The following is a 22,876-nucleotide window of genomic DNA, read 5'->3' on the forward strand; positions in this document are numbered from 1 at the left end:
TTGTTATGCCGGTTAAGCTTCGGCGCTTTCGTGTTTAGTGATCAGGAGATTTTGGATGCGACAGCCTATGGTCGCCGGCAACTGGAAGCTGAATGGCTCCAGGCAGATGGTGAGTGCATTGCTGGGTGACATACTGTCGGGTCTGGGTGATCCGCTCACTGCAGAGATCGCGATTTGTCCTCCCTTCGTTTACCTTCAGGAAGCGCGTGGCGCGCTTGAGGGCAGCGGTGTTGTGTTGGGTGCGCAAGATGTTTGCGATGAGGATGAAGGGGCGTATACCGGCGAGGTGTCGGCGCCTATGTTAGGCGATGTCGGATGCCGCTATGTGATCGTAGGGCATTCCGAGCGACGAAGCTTGTATCGTGAAACAGATGAGCTGGTTGCGCGCAAATTCGAAGCTGTGATGCGTGCCGGCCTCTGCCCAATTCTGTGCGTGGGTGAGAGCCTGGAGGAGCGTAATGCGGGTGTAACCGAGGCAGTGGTTGCGCGACAACTTGATGCTGTGGTCGAATTGGTTGGCCCCGAGCGTATAGGCGAAGCCGTTGTCGCGTATGAGCCGGTATGGGCGATAGGTACGGGGATGACAGCTTCGCCAGAGCAGGCGCAAGCCGTACACGCCTATATTCGTGGTCGGCTGGATTTGGCAGGTGTTTCCGCTGGGAGTGTTCGTCTGCTGTATGGTGGTAGCGTCAAACCTGAAAATGCGGTCGAGCTGTTTGCCATGCCGGATATCGATGGTGGTTTGATAGGCGGCGCGTCGCTTCAGGCCGAGACTTTTCTCGCGATATGTCGAGCCGCTTGACGAGGCCTATATGCTCTATACGTTATTGATTGTGTTGCAAGTGGTTGTGGCGGTGGCGGTGATCGTTCTCGTGCTGTTACAGCATGGAAAGGGGGCCGATGCTGGTGCGGCGTTTGGAAGTGGAGCATCCGGCACTGTTTTTGGTGCACGCGGTTCCGCGTCGTTTCTCAGTCGCGCAACAGGTGTCTTGGCCACCGTTTTTTTCGTTAACTGTTTGGGGCTCGCCTATCTGGCGGCTCATCAAGCGACGAGCGGTGCGAGCGTGATCGATCAGTCCAATGCGCAGAGCATCATCGATAAAGCGACTAAGCCGAGCGGTATACCCGTGCCTTCACCGGGAGTTCATGGAGACGGTAAACCCCAGTAGTTGTGTGTTGTGATAATTTATTTTTTTGTTAGTATAAGTTTGATTTTTTAGTATTGCCGATGTGGTGAAATTGGTAGACACGCTATCTTGAGGGGGTAGTGGCGAAAGCCGTGCCGGTTCGAATCCGGCCATCGGCACCATAGGTTGGTTTTAGGCTTACGCAGAGAGGCCGCTCAGCGCGTTAGTAACTCGCTGAAAAATAATCAAAATATCCGTTGGTGCATATTGACAGCGGAAAAATCGCTGACATAGACTCCGGTGGGCGACTTGATCCGGGAAGGATCGAGGCGCCTGGGGAGAGGTACTGACCTGGCCGTCAGATGGTATTCGCGTGGGCGAAGCATTCGCCAAGCGCGGCGGTCGTAGCAGGAGCGAGGCGATTTTATTATGTTGGAGAGCTATCTCCCCATCCTGGTTTTTATCGCGGTCGGCCTCTTGGTCGGCGCAGCCCCTATGGCCTTGGGAGTTTTGTTGGGTCCCAGACGCCCGGATGCAGCCAAAGACTCGCCCTATGAGTGCGGATTCGAGGCCTTTGAAGATTCGCGCATGAAGTTCGATGTGCGTTATTACCTGGTTGCCATTCTGTTCATTATTTTCGACCTGGAAATTGCATTTCTGTTCCCCTGGGCGGTGGTTCTGGGACGAATTGGCTTGTTCGGGTTGCTTTCTATGGCGCTTTTCCTGGGTATTCTGGTAATTGGCTTTATTTACGAATGGAAAAAAGGAGCGCTCGAATGGGAATAGAGGGCGTCCTTGAGAAAGGCTGGGTAACGACAAGTGCGGATAAGCTCATTAATTGGGCTCGTACGGGCTCTCTCTGGCCGATGACATTCGGTTTGGCTTGTTGCGCCGTCGAGATGATGCATGCAGGCGCAGCACGCTATGATTTGGACCGATTTGGTGTGCTATTCAGACCTAGTCCCAGGCAATCTGACGTGATGATCGTCGCGGGCACCTTAGTCAACAAGATGGCCCCCGCATTGCGTAAAGTTTACGATCAGATGGCTGAACCTCGATGGGTGATATCGATGGGGTCCTGCGCAAACGGTGGGGGTTATTATCATTACTCCTATTCGGTAGTGCGTGGTTGCGATCGTATAGTGCCGGTTGATGTCTATGTGCCCGGTTGCCCGCCTACCGCCGAAGCATTGCTTTACGGCATTATTCAGTTGCAAAACAAGATCAGGCGTACGGATACAATCGCTCGATAATTTTGCGCTTCGCGCGTGACACGAAGATGACCTCAGATATGAATTTGCCCCAATCCCTGCATGATCGTCTTGGCTTGAAAATTGTCGAGTTGGTTGACCGTTACGGTGAATTAACACTTACGGCCACGCCTGAGGATGTGTGTGAGGTGGCGCGTCAATTGCGCGACGCACCCGATCTTAAATTTGAGCAGTTGATCGATTTGTGTGGTGTGGATTATTTGCAATATGGTGTTGGCGAGTGGGCAACCGACCGTGCATCGACAGAAGGTTTTGGCCGAGGTGTGCAGCCGTCGACCTCAGCATATTTCACGTTTGAAGATGCACCCAGGGCAAGCGAGCATCATGGTCCACGCTTTGCAATTGTCTATCACCTCCTCTCGATTGCACATAACCGGCGTTTGCGATTGAAGGCTTTTTGCGTCGATGATGAATTTCCACGTATGCCGAGCGTGGCGTCGATTTGGACGGTGGCAAACTGGTATGAGCGCGAAGCATTCGACCTGTTCGGGATTCTGTTTGACGATCACCCAGATCTTCGGCGCCTGCTAACCGATTATGGCTTTGTCGGGCATCCATTTAGAAAAGATTTTCCGCTGATCGGGCATGTTGAAATGCGCTACGACGCGGAGCAGCGGCGCGTTATATATGAACCGGTGAGTATCGAGCCGCGTGTGTTGGTGCCGAAGGTGATACGCCGCGACAACCGTTATGCCGGTGAGGGTAGCCGAGATGCCTGAAATCAGGAATTACACGCTAAATTTCGGACCTCAGCATCCATCGGCTCATGGCGTGTTACGTCTTGTCTTGGAAATGGATGGCGAAGTTATTGAGCGCGCGGATCCGCATATTGGATTGCTTCACCGCGCTACTGAAAAACTTGCCGAGAGCAAACCGTATAACCAGAGTATCGGTTATATGGACCGGCTCGACTATGTTTCGATGATGTGTAATGAGCATGGCTACGTGCTCGCGATAGAAAAATTGCTGTCCATCGAGCCGCCTTTACGTGCGCAGTATATCCGGGTGATGTTCGATGAAATAACGCGCATCCTGAATCATCTACTATGGCTGGGCGCCCACGCCCTCGACATTGGTGCGATGACGGTTTTCCTGTATGCGTTCCGCGAACGGGAAGACCTCATGGATTGCTATGAGGCTGTTTCCGGCGCGCGATTGCACGCAACTTACTACCGTCCGGGCGGGGTCTATCGCGATTTGCCTGGCAATATGCCTCAATATAAAGCTTCGCGTTGGCACGATGAACGCGAAATTGCGCGCTTCAACGATGAGCGCAGTGGTTCGCTATTGGATTTTATCGAATCATTTACGGATCGCTTTCCGACGTGTGTGGATGAATATGAAACCCTGTTGACAGATAATCGAATCTGGAAACAACGGACAGTCGACATCGGTATTGTTTCTCCAGAGCGCGCTTTGCAGCTCGGATTTACGGGCCCAATGATTCGTGGGTCGGGTATCGAATGGGATCTGCGTAAAAAACAGCCTTATGAGGTTTATGATCGTCTGAATTTCGATATTCCAATAGGTGTGAGCGGCGACTGTTACGATCGTTATCTTGTGCGTGTGGAAGAAATGCGTCAGTCGAATAGAATAATTCGTCAGTGTGTCGACTGGCTGAAGCAGAATCCTGGTCCTGTCATGCTTGAGGAACACAAGGTGGCTCCGCCTCGTCGCGAAGAGATGAAGGCCGATATGGAAGCATTGATCCATCACTTCAAGCTCTTTACTGAAGGTTATACGTTGCCGGTGGGAGAGGCCTATGCTGCTGTTGAGCATCCAAAAGGTGAGTTCGGGGTTTATCTCGTTTCGGACGGCGCAAACAAACCGTATCGATTGAAGGTGCGTGCGCCTGGCTTTGCCCATCTGGCATCGCTGGATGAGATGTCGCGTGGCCATATGTTGGCGGACGTAGTTGCGATTATTGGCAGCCAGGACATCGTTTTCGGGGAGGTGGATCGATGATTTCTGAAAATCTACCAGATGGTCAGGCGATTCTCTCTGAGCACGTCCGAGAGGAAATAGAGCATTGGCTGGCGCGTTACCCGGCTGAGCAACGCCAGTCGGCCGTACTCGCGGCTTTACGTGCAGTACAGCATGAGCATGGTTGGTTGAGCACGGAGGCTATGGATGCGGTTGCCGATTACATCGGTATGCCTCGTATTGCGGTTTATGAAGTCGCGAGCTTCTACTCGATGTACACGCTCAAGCCGGTCGGGCGGCATACGATAGCCGTGTGTTTGAATGTTTCCTGCATGCTGCGGGATGGTGAGGCAGTGCTGCATTACATCGAACGTAAACTTGATATCAAGATTGGTGAAAGTACGCCCGACGGACGTTTCTACCTCAAACGCGAGGAAGAATGCTTGGCGGCTTGCTGCGGTGCACCGATGATGCAGGTGGATCACGTCTATTACGAAAATCTCACGCCCGCAAAGGTGGATGAGATTCTCGATGGATTGGAGTGAACACATGACGAATCAAGTTTGTTTCATCACACTGAATCACGAAACGCCCTGGAGTTTCGAAACTTATCAAAAAATCGATGGGTATACGGCTTGGCGGAATATCCTTTCCGAACGGATGTCACGTGACGAAATTATTGCCGAAGTCAAAGCATCGAATCTTCGAGGGCGAGGTGGCGCCGGTTTTCCAACGGGTTTGAAATGGAGCTTCATGCCGCGCCAAGCGCCAGGCCAGAAATATATCGTGTGTAATTCCGACGAATCCGAGCCAGGTACCTGCAAAGACCGTGATATTTTGCGATTCAACCCCCACGCCCTGGTTGAAGGCATGGCGATAGCGGGCTATGCGATTGGCGCGACCGTTGGATACAACTACATGCGCGGCGAATTCATGGATGAACCTTACCAGCGATTTGCGCAAGCCGTGGAAGAAGCCTATGCGGCAGGTTTGCTTGGTAAGAATATTATGGGCTCAGGTGTGGATTTTGATCTGTATCCGACACTCGGTGCTGGCGCGTATATCTGCGGTGAGGAAACCGCTTTGCTGGAATCCCTGGAAGGTAAAAAGGGACAGCCTAGATTTAAACCGCCTTTCCCTGCTAATTTTGGTCTCTACGGCCGTCCTACCACGATTAATAATACCGAAACGTTATCTTCGGTTCCGGTCATCATGCGCAATGGCGGGCGTTGGTTTGCCGAATTAGGCACGGAGAAATCGGGTGGCGAGAAGATTTTCGCGGTTTCAGGGCATGTAAACCGCCCCGGTAATTATGAAGTGCCTATGGGACTACCCTTCAGCGAATTGCTAGAAATGGCTGGAGGAGTGCTCAATGGCCGCACACTCAAGGCCGTGATCCCTGGTGGCTCGTCCGTACCCGTGGTTCCAGGCGAGATCATGCTCAAAGCGAATATGGACTACGAATCGGTCGGTAAAGCTGGTTCGATGCTCGGTTCTGGGGCAGTGATGGTGTTGGATGAAACTTCCGATATGGTCAAGGTGCTGCAACGAATCTCACGTTTTTATTTCAAAGAGTCATGCGGTCAATGTACGCCCTGTCGTGAAGGCACAGGCTGGCTTTATCGAATGCTGACACGCATCGTCGAGGGGCGAGGGCGCATCGAAGATATTGAGCGGCTGGATGATGTCGCCAGCAAAATCGAAGGCCGCACGATATGTGCGCTGGGTGATGCGGCCGCCATGCCTGTGCGCAGCTTCATTCAGCATTACCGCGAAGAATTCGTGTACTACATCGAACATGGGCGGAGCATGATCGAGTCTCCTCCGTCCGATTGGGCGGCTTAGCATTCACCGCGGCGAGCGATTCCTATGAGCGACGAACAGCTGATCACCATCGAAATCGACGGCGCACCGTACCGTGCCCGTAGAGGCGCCATGTTGATTGAAGTGACCGATGCAAGCGGCGTGGACGTGCCACGTTTTTGCTACCACAAGAAATTATCTGTGGCGGCCAATTGCCGTATGTGCCTGGTCGAGGTGGAAAAGGCTGCAAAACCGTTGCCCGCCTGCGCGACACCGGTTCAGGAAGGCATGAAGGTATTTACTCGATCACCATTAGCCTTGTCCGCTCAGCGCGGCACTATGGAATTTCTGCTCATTAACCATCCGCTGGATTGCCCGATTTGCGATCAGGGTGGAGAGTGTGAGCTACAGGATGTGGCGATGGGTTTTGGCGAAGGCGTCTCGCGTTATGCTGAAAACAAGCGCGTGGTCAGAGATAAGGATATCGGTTCTCTGGTCGCGACTGAAATGACACGCTGCATCCATTGCACCCGTTGTGTCCGCTTTAGTGCCGAAATTGCGGGATTACCTGAATTGGGGGCAACAGGACGCGGCGAAGACATGCGTATTGGGACTTACGTCGAGCATACCTTGTCGTCGGAATTGTCCGGTAACATCATCGACCTGTGCCCAGTGGGTGCGTTAACGGCGAAGCCCTCGCGCTTCGATGGACGTGCTTGGGAAATGATCCAGCATCCGAGTATTGGCGCGCATGACTGCGTCGGCTCAAATCTTTACATGCATACCTTGCATGGCAAAGTGGTTCGCGTTGTTCCGCGCGATAATGAATCCCTGAATGAAACTTGGTTGTCTGATCGCGACCGCTTTAGTTACCAGGCTCTACAGGCGCCAGATCGCGTGATGGCCCCGCAGATTAAGCGCAATGGTCGTTGGTATGAGGCTGATTGGAATAGTGCCTTGAAGGCCGTTGCTGAAGGCTTGCGAGGGTATCAAGCAGATGCGGTTGGGGGTTTGATATCCCGAATGCAACGGTCGAGGAGGCGTATCTGTTCCAGAAATTGATGCGTGGCCTTGGCTGCGCCAACCTGGATCATCGCCTACGCCAAGTCGATATGCGTGGTGATGCCCACGATCCGCTATTTCCCTGGCTGGGGCAATCGATCGAATCACTCGAACAAGCTGACGCGATCATGCTCGTCGGCAGCAATGTGCGTAAACAGCAGCCGATGATTGCGCATCGGTTACGCAAGGCTGGCATGCACGGCGCGCAGATTATGGACATTAATCCCCGCGCATTCGAGTTCACTTTTCCCTTGGTGGAACGCGCAATCGTGGCCCCGCAGCACATGGTTTCAGTGTTGGTGGAGGTGCTTACTGCCACCTGCGAAGCGCAAGGTGAGAAGCCGCCGACATGGATTGGTAAGTGTGTGCCTAGCGCACAAGCACAAACCATTGCACACCATCTATTGCAAGGACGACGAGCAACGGTATTGTTGGGGCATCTCGCGATTGGACACCCAGATTATGCAGACTTGCGTGCATTGGCTGCCGAAATAGCGTCACGCTGCGATGCCCGGTTGGGCTATCTACCGGATGGTGCTAATGCTGCAGGGGCATGGTTGGCCGGTGTGGTCCCGCATCGCGCGGTGAGTGGACATGTGCTCAACGAGCCGGGCTTAGGTACACAGGCGATGTTTGCGGCACCGCGCGAGGCATATTTCTTGTGCGATGTGGAGCCGGAGCTGGATTGCGAGCAAGGTGCTCGGGCGATGGATGCACTGAAAACAGCTAAATTCGTTGTCGTTCTGTCGCCATTTGCAGGGGAGGGCGCACGAGAGTATGCCGATGTCATTCTGCCGATCGCCGCATTTGCCGAGACTTCGGGTACCTATGTCAATGCGGAGGGGCGCTGGCAGAGTTTCAATGCAATCGTAAGCGCGCCAGGTGAAGTAAGACCGGCATGGCGCGTACTGCGCGTACTCGGCAACCTGTTGGATTTGCCCGGGTTCGAATTCATGTCCTCGGAAGCCGTACGTGAAGAAATGAAGTCCCATTTGGATACAGCACGCCCATTTGATAATTCATGCTCCGCCGCTCAAGCCGATATTACGATCGAAGGTGGGATCGAAGCACCGGCGGCGGGTTTGCTGATGCGGGCCTGTGAGGTTGGGGCATATTCCGCGGATGGGGTGGTGCGAAGAAGCCCGGCGCTGCAAGAAACGCCGGATGCCCAGGCTACACATGCGTTGGCACTGCACCCGGCTGATCGACTGCGTTTGGGGCTTGAAACAGTGAGCCGTGTGCGCGTCGAACAAGAGGGGCGAGTGGGTGAATTTGATGTGGTATCAGACGAAGGTGTCCCCGAAGGTGTGGCGTGGTTGCCGATTGGTACGCCGGAAGCGGCCCGTCTGGGTGCCGCCTTTGGTGTGATTGCATTGTCGCCGGTCGGAGATGCTGCATGATGGAGCCCTTGCTGACACTGTGGTCCGGCGTGCCGGTCGATCTGCAGACCTTCCTCGTCATATTGGCCAAAATTGTGGCCATTCTGATTCCTCTGTTGATAAGCGTTGCGTATTTTACCTTCGCGGAGAGAAAGGTGATTGGTTACATCCAGGTTCGCGTCGGACCGAATCGGGTGGGACCACGCGGTTGGCTACAGCCAATTGCCGATGCGCTCAAGCTGATCATGAAGGAAGTGATTGTCCCTACCCAGGCAAGTCGCTTTTTGTTTTTCGTGGCGCCTTTGCTGGCGATCGCGCCGGCCTTGGCGGCATGGGCCGTGATACCGTTTGGCGATGGGATGTTGTTATCCAATATCAATGCCGGCTTACTCTACATTCTTGCGATTACCTCGATTGGTGTGTACGGCATTGTCTTGGCAGGTTGGGCATCCAATTCCAAATACGCATTGCTGGGCGCGATGCGTTCCGCAGCGCAGATCGTCGCTTATGAAATAGCGATGGGTTTTGCCTTGGTTGGCGTATTGATGGCCAGTGGTAGCTTGAATCTCGGCGATATCGTGACTGCGCAATCCGGCGGTGTGACGCACTGGTATTGGCTGCCATTACTGCCAATGTTGATGGTCTACCTCATCTCGGGCGTGGCTGAAACCAACCGAGCCCCTTTCGATGTGGCGGAAGGGGAGTCTGAGATCGTGGCCGGTTTCCACGTCGAATATTCTGGCATGGCATTCGCGGTGTTCTTTCTCGCTGAATACGCGAACATGATTCTGATTTCGGCACTGACCGCTTTGTTGTTTTTCGGTGGCTGGCTCTCACCTTTTGGAGCATGGGGTGCGAGCGTGCCCTATATCGGCGGTTTGCTCGGTGAAGGTGTGCACTGGTTCTTGATCAAGACGGCTGTCTTTATGTTCATGTTTTTATGGTTCCGCGCGACCTTCCCGCGTTATCGATACGATCAGATCATGCGCCTGGGGTGGAAGGTGTTAATCCCGGTGACATTGGTGTGGATTGTGGTCGAAGGTGTTGCTGTTGCATTTCATCTTTCGCCGTGGTTCTCAAGGGGAGCCTGACGATGCGTATCCTTAAGTCATTTTTTAAAAGTTATTTGCTGATCGAGTTGTTACGCGGCCTGCAACTTACCGGTCGCTACATGTTCCAGCGCAAGATTACAATCCAATATCCAGAGGAAAAAACACCGCAGTCGTACCGTTTCCGCGGGCTGCACGCGTTGAGACGTTATGCCAATGGCGAGGAGCGTTGCATCGCTTGTAAGCTATGTGAAGCGGTATGCCCAGCACTCGCGATTACGATCGAATCTGAAGAACGTGCAGATGGAACGCGCCGGACGACTCGATACGATATCGATCTCTTTAAGTGTATCTATTGCGGCTTTTGCGAAGAATCGTGTCCAGTTGACTCTATTGTCGAGACACGTGTTTTCGAATACCACTTTGAAAGTCGTGGCGAGCACATCATGACCAAGGATAAATTGCTGGCCATGGGTGATAAATACGAAACAGAGATCGCCGCAGACCGCGCGGCCGATGCGCCGTATCGATAAAGGACGACGCCTACCTATGAGCTTCCTGCAATTTGTGTTCTATTTTTTTTCGGCGCTGACCATCCTGTCCGCATTAGGGATGATTGTGGCGCGGAATCCAGTGCATGCAGTTTTGTTCCTGGTATTCGCATTTTTTAATAGCGCTGCATTGTGGATCACCTTGCAAGCTGAATTTCTGGGGATAGTGTTGGTATTGGTCTATGTCGGCGCAGTCATGGTGTTGTTCCTGTTTGTTGTGATGATGCTCGATATCAATATCGCCCGGATGCGTGAAGGTTTTACGAAATTTTTGCCACTCGCCGTAGTGGTTGCCCTGGTGATGGTCGTGGAGATGGGGTTGGTGGTTGGTGCCCGTAATTTTCAGATCCATGCCGCGCCGATTACAGGAGTGCCGGTCCCTAACACAGTTGCGTTAGGACGGGTGCTATACACCGAGTATGCCTACCCATTTGAGTTGGCCGCCGTGATCCTGCTAGTCGCAATTGTGGCTGCGATTTCTCTGACATTCCGCCGCCGATCCAATACAAAGTACCAGCGCCCGGAACATCAGGTTCAGATCAGACGGGAAGACAGAGTAAGATTGGTACAAATGCCCTCTGAAAAAAAGCGATGAATACAGGGTTGCTGTTAATGTGCGGCAAATTCTAGCTGTATGGTGCGCTTTCTGGAGTAATGATGCTTTCACTTTCGAACTATCTGGTTGTTGGAGCGATCCTGTTTTCGCTGGCGGTGGCCGGGATATTCATTAATCGTAAAAATGTGATCGTGCTGTTGATGTGTGTCGAGCTGATGCTGCTCGCGGTTAACATGAACTTCATCGCGTTTTCACATTTTCAACAAAATTTGGCCGGTCAGGTTTTTGTGTTTTTTGTACTGACAGTGGCCGCGGCCGAGGCTGCTATCGGCCTCGCAATTTTGGTGGTGTTGTTTCGCAATCGTCGCACGATCAACGTCAGCGACCTGGATGACATGAAGGGGTAGTTAATGGAAGCCGTCTATCTTGCCATCCCGCTGGCCCCGCTAATCGGCGCATTGATTGCCGGTTTATTCGGGCGATCAATAGGACGCGCCGGTGCTCATTGGGTAACCACTGGCAGTGTGGCAATCTCCTTTGTGTTGTCCGCGTGGGTATTCAAACGCATTGTGTTCGACGGTGCCGCACCGTTTGATGGCGACATCTACACCTGGATGTCAGCCGGAGGCTACAGCTTTGCCATCGGATTTCTGATCGACCGCTTAAGTGTGTTGATGATGATGGTGGTGACGTTTGTCTCATTAATGGTGCATATCTATACCATCGGTTATATGGCCCATGATGAAACGCTCTGGCCAAGGGATAGCAGTCCGCGAGAAACTACCTATCAACGCTTTTTTAGCTATATCGCGCTGTTTACCTTCTCGATGTTGATGCTGGTAATGGCGAATAATTTTCTTCAGCTTTTTTTTGGCTGGGAAGCAGTTGGCTTGGTGTCATACTTGCTGATTGGGTTTTATACCTTCCGCGAATCAGCCATATACGCCAACCTAAAAGCCTTTTTGGTAAACCGAGTCGGTGACTTTGGTTTTGTGCTCGGTATTGCCGCAGTGTATATGTATACCGGCAGCCTTGATTACCACACCGTGTTTGATCAGGCGCCGCGCCTGGCACATGCAACCATCAGTATTCTGCCTAATGATCCCTGGTCGGTGCCCACGGTCATCGCCATCCTGCTATTCATTGGTGCGATGGGCAAGTCTGCGCAAGTGCCTTTGCACGTGTGGCTGCCCGATTCGATGGAAGGCCCTACGCCGATTTCTGCACTGATTCACGCCGCAACCATGGTGACGGCGGGTATCTATATGGTCAGCCGGATGTCACCGATCTACGAACTTAGCCCTACTGCGCTGAGCGTGGTGCTGGTGATCGGCGCGATTACTGCATTTTTTATGGGGCTAGTTGGTATCGTGCAGCATGATATCAAGCGTGTAATTGCCTATTCGACGCTATCACAGCTCGGTTATATGACAGCTGCGCTGGGTGCATCTGCCTACGCTGCAGGCATGTTTCATCTGCTCACGCACGCCTTTTTCAAGGCGCTACTGTTCCTTGCTGCAGGTTCGGTGATCATGGCCATGCACCACGAGCAGGACATACGTAAAATGGGTGGTTTACGTCGATATTTGCCGATCACCTATTGGACGTCCTTGGTTGGTTCTCTCGCGCTGATAGGCTTTCCTGGATTTTCTGGCTTTTTCTCCAAGGACTCAATTATTGAGGCGGTACACGATGCCCATATTCCAGGAGCAGGTTTAGCCTATTGGATGCTGTTATTGGGAGTGCTCGTGACGGCAATCTACACTTTTCGGCTATTTTTTCTGGTTTTTCATGGTAAAGAACGCATGGATGCGCATACACGTGAACACCTGCATGAATCGCCTAAGGTCGTCACTGTACCGCTGATTTTGTTGGCTATTCCGGCATTAGGAGCCGGTTATTTCATCCATCCGTTACTGTTTGGGGATTATTTCGGGAATACCATCGAAGTGTTGCCAGCGCATGATGTATTGGCCACGCTTGGTAGCCACTATCACGGCGCGATAAATATGATGTGGCAAGCCCTTTTTTCAGCGCCATTCTGGCTTTCGATAGCGGGTGTAGCCGTGACGGGGTATGTCTATCTGTATCGGCCGAGTCTTGCCGATTTGATCAAGACCCGTCTGCATAGCGTGTGGCGCGTGCTGGATGAGCGCTATGGATTTGATGATTTTAATGATCGCGTATTTGCCGGGGGTGGACGCGCACTGGGGCGTTTGTTCTGGCGTGTCGGCGACGCTTTCATCATCGATGACTTGGTTGTGAACGGCGTCGCGCGAGTGATTGGCTGGACTTCCGCACGGGTGCGTCATTTGCAGACTGGTTACCTCTACCACTACAGCTTCGCCATGATCATCGGGTTGTTGGTGTTGCTCAGCTGGTTTGTATTCCGCTAGTCGCGTAGCTACGCGTCGATAACGAAAAATGGATTAAGGGACTCGCATGCTTACGCATTGGCCATTACTTAGCCTGGTGATCTGGCTGCCCGTCCTCGGCGGCCTCTTGCTCATGGCCACCTCCGGTGGCTCCGCGCAATTGACCCGTAGACTGGCGTTGGTGATTTCAATATTGGTGTTTGTCGTCAGCATTCCATTGCTGACAAATTTCGACACGCATACCGCAGCGATGCAGTTCGTCGAGTTTCATCCTTGGATTCGCGCGCTCAATATCAATTATCACCTTGGTGTCGATGGCTTGTCGGCCCCGCTGATCGTGCTTACCACCTTCATGACGGTCATCGTCATTATCGCCGGCTGGGAAGTGATCAGTAATCACGTTGCGCAATACATGGCTGCTTTCCTGATTCTGGAAGGCTTGATGAATGGGGTATTCGCAGCTCTGGATTCGATCCTGTTTTATATTTTTTTCGAGGGTATGTTGATCCCGATGTTTCTTGTAATCGGTATCTGGGGTGGTCCTCGACGCGTTTATGCAACCATCAAATTTTTTCTGTATACATTTCTCGGCTCCGTGCCGATGCTCATTGCCCTGATTTATCTTTACACCCGTTCAGGCAGCTTCGGTATAGCTGATCTGCAGCAGTTGCATATCGGCTTGCTACCTCAGGTACTGATTTTTCTTGCTTTCATGGGCGCCTTTGCGGTCAAAATCCCCATGTGGCCGGTGCATACTTGGCTGCCTGATGCCCACGTTGAGGCGCCGACCGGCGGTTCGATTATTTTGGCAGCAATTATGCTGAAGGTGGGCGCCTATGGCTTTCTGCGCTTCTCTTTGCCCATCGTTCCGGACGCCAGTCAACTAATGAGCGGTGTTTTGGTGTTCATGTCACTAGTCGCCGTGGTTTATATCGGTTTCGTCGCGCTTGCGCAGCAGGACATGAAGAAATTGATCGCGTATTCCTCGATCGCGCATATGGGCTTCGTCACGCTGGGATTTTTCTCTATCTATGCGATCGTTGCCCACAGCGGGCAGACTGGTGCGGCCTTGCTTGGACTTGAGGGCGGGTTGGTCCAAATGGTGTCGCACGGCTTCATTTCGGGCGCGTTATTCCTGAGTGTCGGGGTGCTTTACGACCGTATGCATAGCCGCGAAATTTCGGCCTATGGTGGGGTGGTCAATACCATGCCTGTATTTGCCGGATTTTTTGTGCTGTTCGCCATGGCGAACACGGGGTTACCTGGCACATCTGGTTTCGTCGGCGAGTTCATGGTCATTCTGGCCAGTTTCCACGCCAATTTTTGGATTGCATTTTTGGCCGCCTTTACGCTGATCATTGGCGCCGCCTATACGTTGTGGCTGGTCAAGCGCGTAATTTTCGGGCCGGTCGCCAATTCTGAAGTCGCCGCGCTGACTGATGTTAATCGGCGCGAGAAGCTGATGTTGACGTTACTCGCTCTGGCGGTGTTGCTGCTGGGTGTTTGGCCTGCGCCGCTGCTGGACATCATGCACGTCTCGATGCAGCACCTGCTGCAGCAGGCGTTGACTTCTAAGCTTTGAGTTGATGATCCCCATGCCCAGCCTGCTGACGAACCACCGCCTGTGCGCAATGTACGCCGATTTCTTTCCGACGATTTCTAGCCGCGAACAACTGAGATGGGGCGCCCCGTAACATGAATCACTTTCCCCTAACCGACATCACCCTGGTGGTGCCCGAGTTGTTCATGCTCGGCATGATTTGCGCCATTCTGGTCATTGATGTGTTTCTACGCGATGAGCAGCGCTGCGTGACCTATTGGCTGACCCAAGCGAGCCTGCTTGGCACATTACTCCTGACGCTCCTGCTAGACGAAGGTGGCCGTCACATAGGGTTGCACGGTACTTTCATCAGCGACCCGCTGTCGGTTTTGCTCAAATCATCGGTTTACGTCCTCACCATCGCGATATTCGCCTACTCGCGGCGTTACATGGAGAGTCGTGATCTGTTTAGAGGGGAGTATTTCGTGTTAGGCCTTGCCGGCGTGCTTGGCATGATGGTGCTGATTTCGGCATACAGCCTGCTGACGGTCTACCTGGGGCTTGAATTGATGTCGCTTTCGCTGTACGCGATGGTGGCCTTGCAGCGTGATTCCGGGCGCGCATCCGAGGCTGCAATGAAGTACTTTGTTCTCGGTGCGTTGGCCTCTGGCATGTTGCTTTATGGCATGTCGATACTCTATGGCTTGACCGGATCTTTGGGCATGCCTGAGATCGCGGCATCCCTGATCCAACAAGGTCATCCCCGATGGCGGTGACCTTTGCGGTGGTTTTTGTGGTGGTCGGTTTGGCCTTTAAATTGGGGGCAGTGCCGTTTCATATGTGGGTGCCAGACGTCTATGAGGGCGCGCCGAGTTCAGTCACCCTATATGTTGGCTCTGTGACCAAAATTGCGGCCTTCGCTATGCTTCTGAGGCTGCTGGCGGAAGCGTTGCCGAGTACTCATGCCAGCTGGGGCGGCATGCTGGAACTCATGGCAGTGTTGTCCTTGGCTGTCGGCAACATCATTGCGATCGCACAGACCAATATCAAACGCATGCTCGCGTATTCAACCATCGCGCACGTGGCCTTCGTGATGTTGGGCGTAATGACCGGTACAGCTACCGGTTATGCGGCGGCCATGTTCTATGTGCTGATCTATGCACTGATGTCAGCGGGTGCCTTCGGTATGATCGTGCTACTCAGTCGCAAAGGTTACGAGGCCGAGAATCTGAGCGACTTTAGTGGCCTCAACGAACGCAGTCCGTGGCTTGCCTTCGTTATGCTGTTGTTCATGTTTTCCATGGCGGGCGTACCGCCCACGGTGGGTTTTTATGCGAAACTTGTCGTGTTGCAATCTGTCATACAGGTTGGTCACCCCTGGTTGGCTTTATACGCCGTGATTATGTCGGTCATCGGTGCCTTCTATTACTTACGGGTTGTGAAATACATCTACTTCGACAAGCCCGTATCTGATGAGCCAGTCTCAACTGGCCCCGTCGCCGGAGCGATTATGAGTGCTAATGGTGTGTCCGTCCTTGTCTTAGGGTTGTTCCCGGGGGTTTTGATGTCGATCTGCGCAGCCGCGGCGGCAAGCCTGTGAGCGTAAGCGACGGCGCCTTTACCTGGACTTATGTCATTGTGTCGCTTATCGCTGCGAATCTACCCTGGCTAAGTGAGCGGCGATTCTTCGCTTTTCCCGCACGTACACCCAAGTCGGCTTCCTTTCGTCTGCTCGAGTGGCTCACCCTTTATTTCGTGACTGGGGCTATCGGTCTTGGGTTGGAGCACCAGATGACTGGTGAGATCTACCATAAGGGCTGGGTTTTTTATACGGTGACGGTTGCATTGTTCATCGTCTTTGCGATGCCTGGTTTCATATATCGGTACGATCTGCGTAAACTTTTGCGCGGTTAAACCGTTTTTCCCGCCGATTTCCCGGCAATAAGCCAATTGCGAATTCAGGCCTTGCTAAATTCGAAGGGTTTGAGTATTATTCGCAGCCTCTGATGCGGGGTGGAGCAGTCTGGCAGCTCGTCGGGCTCATAACCCGAAGGTCGCAGGTTCAAATCCTGCCCCCGCTACCATGGAATAAATTAAAAAGGCCCCGTCAGGGGCCTTTTTATTAGCCGCAGCGAATGCCCGAGACATTGTCATGCGAGCGCAAGGTCGATTTGATCATGAGTGAACCGATGCAGGAAAAGCTCGAAGGCCTACTGTCACCACTGGTGGCAGGGCTTGGTTTCGAGCTTTGGGGACTGGAATACGCCCAGCGTGGCGACCAGGCCTTGTTGCGCGTCTTCATCGATCGCGACGCTGGCGTGACGCTGGACGACTGTGCCCTGATCAGTGAGCAGGTAGGGGCATTGCTCGATGTCGAAGATCCGATCACCTTGGCTTATCGGCTGGAGGTCTCCTCTCCGGGTCTGGATCGTGTACTGTTTCGACCCGAGCAGTATTGCCGTTATCTTGGCGAACGCCTCAAGCTGCGGCTGAGCTGGGCAGTCGATGGTAGACGGAATGTACAAGGTCGTCTCGTCGACTGCGACGAGTTGACGGTCAAGGTCGAAGTGGAGATGGGCGAAGTGGTCGCGATTCCGCTGGAAGCCGTGCACCGAGCGCGTTTGATTTATGAAATGGCGTCGGGTCAGCCGGAGCAGCGGCATGCGGTTGACTCCGGCGAATGATGGAATGGGTGGCTGCCTGATGCAGCCTGTCTGGGAGAGTTGGCGATGAACAAAGAGATCCTTCTGGTGGTCGACGCGGTCTCCAACGAAAAGGCCGTGGATAAGGAGATTATCTTTGAGGCCATCGAGGCCGCACTGGCGTCCGCGACCCGCAAGAAGCAGGGTGGCGAAATAGACGTGCGCGTGAACATCGATCGCCGTACGGGGGATTACCAAGGCTATCGCCGCTGGCTGGTACTCGATGATGAGGATCCCACCTTCGAGTCGTCCGAAAATCAGCGCCTCCTCAGCTACGCGCAGCAAGAGCACCCTGCTATCCAAGTGGGTGAATACGTCGAGGAGCCGATCGAGGCCGCCGATTTTGGTCGTATTGCCGCACAGATCGCGAAGCAGGTCATCGTGCAGAAGGTGCGCGAGGCAGAGCGTAAGCAGGTTGTTGAAGCCTTTGAGAATCGCATTGGCCAGTTGGTGATGGGTGTCGTCAAGCGTAGCGAGCGTCATGGCATCTACCTGGATCTGGGTGGCAATGCCGAGGCCTTTATCGGCCGTGAAGACATGATCCCGCGTGAAACGGTGCGTGCCGGTGAGCGGCTGCGCGGTTACCTCAAGGAAGTGCGTCACGAACCGCGTGGTCCGCAGCTGTTTGTGACCCGCACCGCACCGGCGTTTCTTATCGAACTGTTCAAGCTGGAAGTGCCTGAGGTGGGCCAAGGCGTGATCGAGATCAAGGGTGCTGCCCGCGATCCGGGCCTGCGTGCCAAAATTGCGGTGAAATCCAACGATCAGCGCCTTGACCCGGTGGGTGCTTGCGTGGGCATGCGCGGCTCGCGCGTGCAGTCGGTCTCCAACGAGCTGGCCGGCGAACGTATCGATATCGTGTTGTGGGATGACAATCCGGCGCAGTTCGTCATCAACGCGATGTCGCCGGCCGAGGTATTGTCGATCGTTGTTGACGAGGACAAGCACAGCATGGATTTGGCAGTTGCCGAAGACAAGTTGTCGCAAGCGATCGGGCGCGGTGGCCAAAACGTCAAACTCGCCAGTCAGTTGACTGACTGGGAGCTCAACGTGATGTCTGAGCAACAGGCCGAAGAAAAGAACGAGCATGAGACGCGCGAGCTGGCGCAGACCTTCATAGATCAGTTGGATGTCGATGAGGAAATCGCGGCCATTCTGGTACAAGAAGGCTTTACCACGGTGGATGAGGTGGCCTATGTGCCGCCTGAGGAACTGCTCGAAATCGAGGAGTTCGATGAGGCCGTGGTCGAGGAGTTGCGCGCGCGCGCAAGGGATTCCCTACTGACGCGTGCAATTGCGGCAGAAGGTTCCGCCGGCACGCCATCGGCGGATCTGCTCGGATTGGAAGGAATGGACGATGCGCTGGCAGCCGAATTGGGCAAGCGTGGCATCGTTACCGCTGAGGATTTGGCCGAGCAGGCCGTAGACGATCTGCTGGATATCCAAGGTATGGACGCGGAACGTGCGGCCGCTTTGATCATGACCGCCCGCGCGCCCTGGTTTGAGGCGTCTGGTGCTCAGGATTGAATCGCTACTAGAACGCCATGAGGTGACCGAGCATGAGTACGGTAACAGTTAAACAGCTATCCGAAATCGTCGGCACCCCCGTTGAGCGCCTGCTTGAGCAGCTCAAGGAGGCGGGGATTGCGGTTCACGATCCCGATCAACAGGTGAGCGACTCACAGAAAATGCAGTTGCTAGAGCATCTGCGCCACAGTCATGGCAGCAGCGACGAGAGCGCCGCCAAGCAGCGCATCACGCTCAAACGACGCAGCACCACTGAACTCAAGGTGGGCAGCTCGACCGGCCGCGCGAAGACCATCAGTGTTGAGGTGCGCAAAAAGCGGACCATCGTACGCGATGAAGAGCAGCCTACGCCCGAGCCTGAGGTTGTTGTAGTGCCGCCGGTCGAAACCGTCGAGGTGGTCGCCGAGGCGGCGGCAGAGCCCGTAGCTGACGTGATGACCAATAAATCCGCGATTCTGGCCAAGCAGTTCGAGGCGGATCGCCGCCGGCTGGAGGATGCGCGCAAGCAGGCTGACGAAGGTCGGTTGGCCGAGGATCGCGCGCGTCAGGAGCAGGAAGAACTGAAGCGTGTCGAAGCGGAGCGTCGCGAGGCCGAGGAACGCGCCAAGCGCGAAGCTGAAGAGGCGGAGCTGCGTCGAGAGAAGGAGCAGGTCAAGGTAGACGAGGCCAAGGTCGAGAAGGCCAAACCTAAAGCCAAACCGGCTAAGGCACGCGGCGAGCGCGAAAACCATTCGGCACGCAAGGAATTGCACGTGGCCAGCGATAAACGTGGGCGACGCAAGGGTGGCAAGGCAGCACCCAGAGGGCGCGGTGCGAGCAGCAACGATGCTAATTCCAAGCATGGTTTCGCCAAGCCGACTGCCCCGATCGTGCATGAAGTGGCCGTGCCCGAGGTGATCACGGTGGCTGATCTGGCCCAGCGTATGGCGGTCAAGGCTTCCGAGGTGATCAAGGCGCTGATGGGCATGGGCGTGATGGCTACGATCAACCAGTCGCTCGATCAGGATACCGCGATCCTGGTGGTCGAAGAGCTGGGGCATATTCCGAAGGCGACCGGCGCCAATGACGTCGAGACCCACCTGGAGGCTCAGATCGATGACGATCAGCGTGAGCAAGCTGCGCGTCCACCCGTGGTCACCATCATGGGGCACGTTGATCACGGCAAGACCTCACTGCTCGATTACATTCGTCGCACCAAGGTTGCGGCGGGTGAGGCGGGCGGCATTACACAGCATATCGGTGCCTACCACGTGGAAACGCCGCGCGGCAGTGTGACCTTCCTGGATACGCCAGGACATGCGGCTTTTACCGCCATGCGTGCACGTGGCGCCCAGGCGACCGATGTCGTGGTGCTCGTGGTCGCGGCCGACGATGGCGTGATGCCGCAGACCATCGAGGCGATCCAGCATGCGCGTGCGGCTGGCGTGCCGATCGTCGTCGCCGTGAACAAGATCGACAAGCCGGAGGCCGATCTTGACCGTGTACGCACCGAGCTGTCCGCACACGAAGTGATATCCGAGGCGTGGGGTGGCGATACACAGTTCGTACCTGTTTCTGCCAAGACCGGAGAGGGCGTCGACAATCTGATAGAAGCCATCCAACTACAGGCTGAATTGCTGGAACTCAAGGCGCCTTTCGACGGTCCTGCGTCGGGTGTGGTCATCGAGTCGAGTTTGGATAAGGGCCGTGGCCCGGTCGCGACCGTACTGGTACAAAAGGGCCGTCTGAATCGTGGCGATATTCTGCTCAGTGGCCAGGAGTTCGGACGTGTTCGCGCCATGTTGGACGAGAGCGGGCGAGAGGTCCCCTCGGCAGGGCCTTCCACACCTGTGGTGGTGCTGGGCCTTTCGGGCACGCCGAATGCTGGTGACGATGCCCTCGTGGTTGCCGATGATCGTAAGGCTAGAGAGGTGGCAGAATTCCGTCACGTGAAGGTGCGCGAGGCCAAGCTGGCGAATCAACAGGCCGCCAAACTCGAAAACCTGTTCAACCATATGCAGGAAGGTGGCGTACAAACCGTCAACCTACTGCTCAAGGCTGATGTGCAGGGTAGCGCCGAGGCCCTGCGCGATTCGCTGCAGAAGCTCTCTACCGATGAAGTTAAGGTCAAAATCGTCTCCTCTGGTGTTGGTGGTATTGCCGAATCGGATGTCAATTTGGCGCTGGCCTCACAGGCGATCATTATCGGTTTCAACGTACGCGCCGATGTGGCCGCACGCAGACTGAGCACCGATAAGGGTGTTGATCTGCGCTATTACAGCGTGATCTACGAAGTGATCGACGACGTTCGGCAGGCGTTGTCCGGCCTGTTGTCGCCGGAGATGCGCGAGCAGATCGTCGGACTCGCACAAGTGCGCGACGTATTCCGTTCCTCACGCATGGGGCCAGTCGCAGGCTGTCTGGTTATCGAAGGCATGGTTCGTCGGGGTAACCCGATTCGTGTACTGCGCGACAACGTTGTCGTCTACGAAGGTGAACTGGAATCCCTGCGCCGCTTCAAGGATGACGTCAATGAGGTGCGAGTGGGTACGGAGTGCGGCATCGCGGTGAAGAACTATAACGATGTCCGGCCAGGTGATCAGATCGAAGTATTCGAGAAGATCGAGGTCGAGCGGAGCCTCTAGGCGATGCCACGCGAATTCTCCAGGAGTCTGCGCGTCGGTGAGCAGATACGGCGGGAACTGGCCGTTCTGCTGCGCAGCGAGATCAAAGATCCGGGCATGGGTCTGATCACGGTGGGTGACGTCGAGCTCTCCAATGATCTTTCGCATGCGCGCGTGTATTTCACGGTGATGGGTGACGAATCCGCTGTCGGAACTACCCGCGCCGCGCTCGCGCGTGCATCGGGTTTTCTGAGGCGCGCGCTAGGCAAGCGCATGCGGTTGCGCATCGTGCCCGAACTGCAGTTCGTTTTTGACGACAGTGAGCTGCGCGGTGCGCGGGTGGATGCCCTGATCGAACAAGCCAGGCGCGCAGACCGTGAGCGGGGCTCGGAGGACTGAGCCTTGGTCCAGCGTAACCGTCCCGTCGAGCGCCGCGACGTCAGCGGCGTTTTGCTTTTGGACAAGCCCCAGGGGCTGAGTTCCAATCAAGCCCTGCAGGCCGTCAAGCGGATTTTCCGCGCACGTAAGGCCGGACACACCGGTAGCCTCGACCCTCTGGCCACCGGACTCCTGCCGATCTGCCTGGGAGAGGCCACCAAGGTTTCCTCGTATCTGCTCGAAGCCGACAAGCACTATCGCGCGAGCGCGCAACTTGGCGTGCGCACCGATTCCGCAGACTCCCAAGGGCACATCATTGCCCGGCACGACGTGCCTTTGATCGGTGAGACTGACCTGGAAGCTGCCATGGTCCCGTTGCGTGGTGAAATCGATCAGGTTCCACCCATGTACTCCGCGCTCAAGCACGAGGGCCGGCGGCTCTACGAGCTGGCACGAGCGGGCGTTGAAGTCGAACGTAAGGCAAGGCGCATGCGCGTCGACCGTTTCGAGCTTTTGCTACGCGACGGCGACCGACTCGATTTCGACATCCGCTGCAGTAGCGGCACCTATGTCCGTACATTGATCGACGATTTGGGCGAGGCGCTGGGCTGCGGGGCGCATGTCATTGCGCTGCGTCGCTTGGGTGTTAGCCCCTTCGACGACCCACGGATGTATACCTTGGAGCAACTGCGCGAGCTGGCCGAGGCCGGGTCGGAAGCGCTCGACGCGGCTCTGCTTCCGGTCGATACCGCATTGGCGCGCTGGCCACAGGTGCGCCTGGGCCCTGACGCTGCGTACTATCTGGGCCAGGGTCAGGCCGTCTGGCTCCCGCGCGCACCCGTATCCGGCCTCGTGGGGCTCTACAACGATGTCGACGACGTATTCCTCGGTATTGGTGAGATACTCGATGATGGCCGTGTTTCACCCAAGCGCCTCATGCGCTGGGCACTGACGGGCGGTTGAGCCTCATTACATTTACAGCGCGTGTGTGATCGGGTAGTCTTGCCGACCGGCCCGCACACCACCTGCA

At 55.0% G+C, this 22,876-nt stretch carries 20 protein-coding genes, 2 tRNA genes and 2 pseudogenes; all 24 read left to right on the forward strand.

What is annotated here, in order from left to right:
• The first annotated feature begins 55 nt into the window (after nt 1-55).
• The 24 genes and pseudogenes from tpiA (at nt 56) to truB (ending at nt 22,809) form a co-directional block, all read left to right on the forward strand.
• Nucleotides 56-802, forward strand: coding sequence for a triose-phosphate isomerase (tpiA, locus tag BI364_RS05745; RefSeq protein ID WP_070077916.1), 747 nt, complete (start codon nt 56-58; stop codon nt 800-802).
• 10 nt (nt 803-812) lie between these two features.
• The gene (gene secG / locus BI364_RS05750) at nt 813-1,169 is read left to right on the forward strand and encodes a preprotein translocase subunit SecG (RefSeq protein ID WP_070077917.1); all 357 of its coding nucleotides are present in this window, start codon (nt 813-815) and stop codon (nt 1,167-1,169) included.
• A 55-nt stretch (nt 1,170-1,224) separates the two neighbouring features.
• A tRNA-Leu gene (locus BI364_RS05755) sits at nt 1,225-1,309 on the forward strand.
• A gap of 247 nt (nt 1,310-1,556) precedes the next feature.
• Nucleotides 1,557-1,913, forward strand: a complete 357-nt coding sequence (locus tag BI364_RS05760; RefSeq protein WP_070077918.1) for an NADH-quinone oxidoreductase subunit A — start codon at nt 1,557-1,559, stop codon at nt 1,911-1,913.
• Entirely contained in the window at nt 1,904-2,380 is a 477-nt protein-coding gene (locus tag BI364_RS05765; RefSeq protein ID WP_070077919.1) for a NuoB/complex I 20 kDa subunit family protein, read from the forward strand. Before BI364_RS05760 ends, BI364_RS05765 begins: the two co-directional genes overlap by 10 nt.
• 26 nt (nt 2,381-2,406) lie before the next feature.
• Complete coding sequence (locus tag BI364_RS05770; protein WP_070079932.1) at nt 2,407-3,117, forward strand: NADH-quinone oxidoreductase subunit C; 711 nt, start codon at nt 2,407-2,409, stop codon at nt 3,115-3,117.
• A complete protein-coding gene (locus BI364_RS05775) occupies nt 3,110-4,363 on the forward strand; it encodes an NADH-quinone oxidoreductase subunit D (RefSeq protein WP_070077920.1) in 1,254 nt (417 codons plus the stop codon). Before BI364_RS05770 ends, BI364_RS05775 begins: the two co-directional genes overlap by 8 nt.
• Complete coding sequence (locus tag BI364_RS05780; protein ID WP_070077921.1) at nt 4,360-4,866, forward strand: NADH-quinone oxidoreductase subunit NuoE family protein; 507 nt, start codon at nt 4,360-4,362, stop codon at nt 4,864-4,866. Before BI364_RS05775 ends, BI364_RS05780 begins: the two co-directional genes overlap by 4 nt.
• A 4-nt stretch (nt 4,867-4,870) precedes the next feature.
• The gene (nuoF, locus tag BI364_RS05785; RefSeq protein ID WP_070077922.1) at nt 4,871-6,166 is read left to right on the forward strand and encodes an NADH-quinone oxidoreductase subunit NuoF; all 1,296 of its coding nucleotides are present in this window, start codon (nt 4,871-4,873) and stop codon (nt 6,164-6,166) included.
• A gap of 24 nt (nt 6,167-6,190) precedes the next feature.
• Nucleotides 6,191-8,586 (forward strand): annotated as a pseudogene (gene nuoG / locus BI364_RS19110) (NADH-quinone oxidoreductase subunit NuoG).
• Complete coding sequence (gene nuoH / locus BI364_RS05795) at nt 8,583-9,656, forward strand: NADH-quinone oxidoreductase subunit NuoH (RefSeq protein WP_070077923.1); 1,074 nt, start codon at nt 8,583-8,585, stop codon at nt 9,654-9,656. The pseudogene nuoG and the gene nuoH overlap by 4 nt, the downstream one beginning before the upstream one ends.
• A gap of 2 nt (nt 9,657-9,658) precedes the next feature.
• Entirely contained in the window at nt 9,659-10,147 is a 489-nt protein-coding gene (nuoI, locus tag BI364_RS05800; RefSeq protein ID WP_070077924.1) for an NADH-quinone oxidoreductase subunit NuoI, read from the forward strand.
• 16 nt (nt 10,148-10,163) lie between these two features.
• On the forward strand, nt 10,164-10,760 hold the full coding sequence (locus BI364_RS05805; RefSeq protein WP_070077925.1) for an NADH-quinone oxidoreductase subunit J: 597 nt from the start codon (nt 10,164-10,166) through the stop codon (nt 10,758-10,760).
• Nucleotides 10,761-10,822: 62 nt separating this feature from the next.
• The gene (nuoK, locus tag BI364_RS05810; protein WP_070079933.1) at nt 10,823-11,128 is read left to right on the forward strand and encodes an NADH-quinone oxidoreductase subunit NuoK; all 306 of its coding nucleotides are present in this window, start codon (nt 10,823-10,825) and stop codon (nt 11,126-11,128) included.
• Between the two features lie 3 nt (nt 11,129-11,131).
• Entirely contained in the window at nt 11,132-13,117 is a 1,986-nt protein-coding gene (nuoL, locus tag BI364_RS05815; protein WP_070077926.1) for an NADH-quinone oxidoreductase subunit L, read from the forward strand.
• A gap of 46 nt (nt 13,118-13,163) precedes the next feature.
• Nucleotides 13,164-14,678 carry an NADH-quinone oxidoreductase subunit M gene (locus BI364_RS05820; protein WP_070077927.1) on the forward strand — a complete coding sequence of 505 codons (1,515 nt, stop codon included), beginning with the start codon at nt 13,164-13,166 and terminating at the stop codon, nt 14,676-14,678.
• Nucleotides 14,679-14,791: 113 nt separating this feature from the next.
• Nucleotides 14,792-16,236: pseudogene (nuoN, locus tag BI364_RS05825) on the forward strand (NADH-quinone oxidoreductase subunit NuoN).
• Nucleotides 16,233-16,550 (forward strand): DUF2818 family protein, encoded by a 318-nt coding sequence (locus BI364_RS05830; protein ID WP_070077928.1) that lies wholly within the window; start codon nt 16,233-16,235, stop codon nt 16,548-16,550. The pseudogene nuoN and the gene BI364_RS05830 overlap by 4 nt, the downstream one beginning before the upstream one ends.
• A gap of 93 nt (nt 16,551-16,643) precedes the next feature.
• Nucleotides 16,644-16,720: transfer RNA gene (locus BI364_RS05835), tRNA-Met, on the forward strand.
• Nucleotides 16,721-16,813: 93 nt separating this feature from the next.
• Nucleotides 16,814-17,320 carry a ribosome maturation factor RimP gene (rimP, locus tag BI364_RS05840; RefSeq protein ID WP_070079934.1) on the forward strand — a complete coding sequence of 169 codons (507 nt, stop codon included), beginning with the start codon at nt 16,814-16,816 and terminating at the stop codon, nt 17,318-17,320.
• 45 nt (nt 17,321-17,365) lie between these two features.
• Nucleotides 17,366-18,865 carry a transcription termination factor NusA gene (gene nusA / locus BI364_RS05845; protein WP_070077929.1) on the forward strand — a complete coding sequence of 500 codons (1,500 nt, stop codon included), beginning with the start codon at nt 17,366-17,368 and terminating at the stop codon, nt 18,863-18,865.
• Between the two features lie 32 nt (nt 18,866-18,897).
• Nucleotides 18,898-21,489: a translation initiation factor IF-2 gene (gene infB, locus BI364_RS05850; protein WP_070077930.1), complete on the forward strand. Its 2,592-nt coding sequence runs from the start codon at nt 18,898-18,900 to the stop codon at nt 21,487-21,489.
• Between the two features lie 3 nt (nt 21,490-21,492).
• Complete coding sequence (gene rbfA / locus BI364_RS05855) at nt 21,493-21,867, forward strand: 30S ribosome-binding factor RbfA (protein WP_070077931.1); 375 nt, start codon at nt 21,493-21,495, stop codon at nt 21,865-21,867.
• Between the two features lie 3 nt (nt 21,868-21,870).
• Nucleotides 21,871-22,809 carry a tRNA pseudouridine(55) synthase TruB gene (truB, locus tag BI364_RS05860; RefSeq protein WP_070077932.1) on the forward strand — a complete coding sequence of 313 codons (939 nt, stop codon included), beginning with the start codon at nt 21,871-21,873 and terminating at the stop codon, nt 22,807-22,809.
• The last annotated feature ends 67 nt before the right edge of the window (nt 22,810-22,876 follow it).

Origin of the sequence: Acidihalobacter yilgarnensis (genome assembly GCF_001753245.1) — a bacterium.
In the GTDB taxonomy this organism is placed as follows: Bacteria; Pseudomonadota; Gammaproteobacteria; order DSM-5130; family Acidihalobacteraceae; genus Acidihalobacter; species Acidihalobacter yilgarnensis.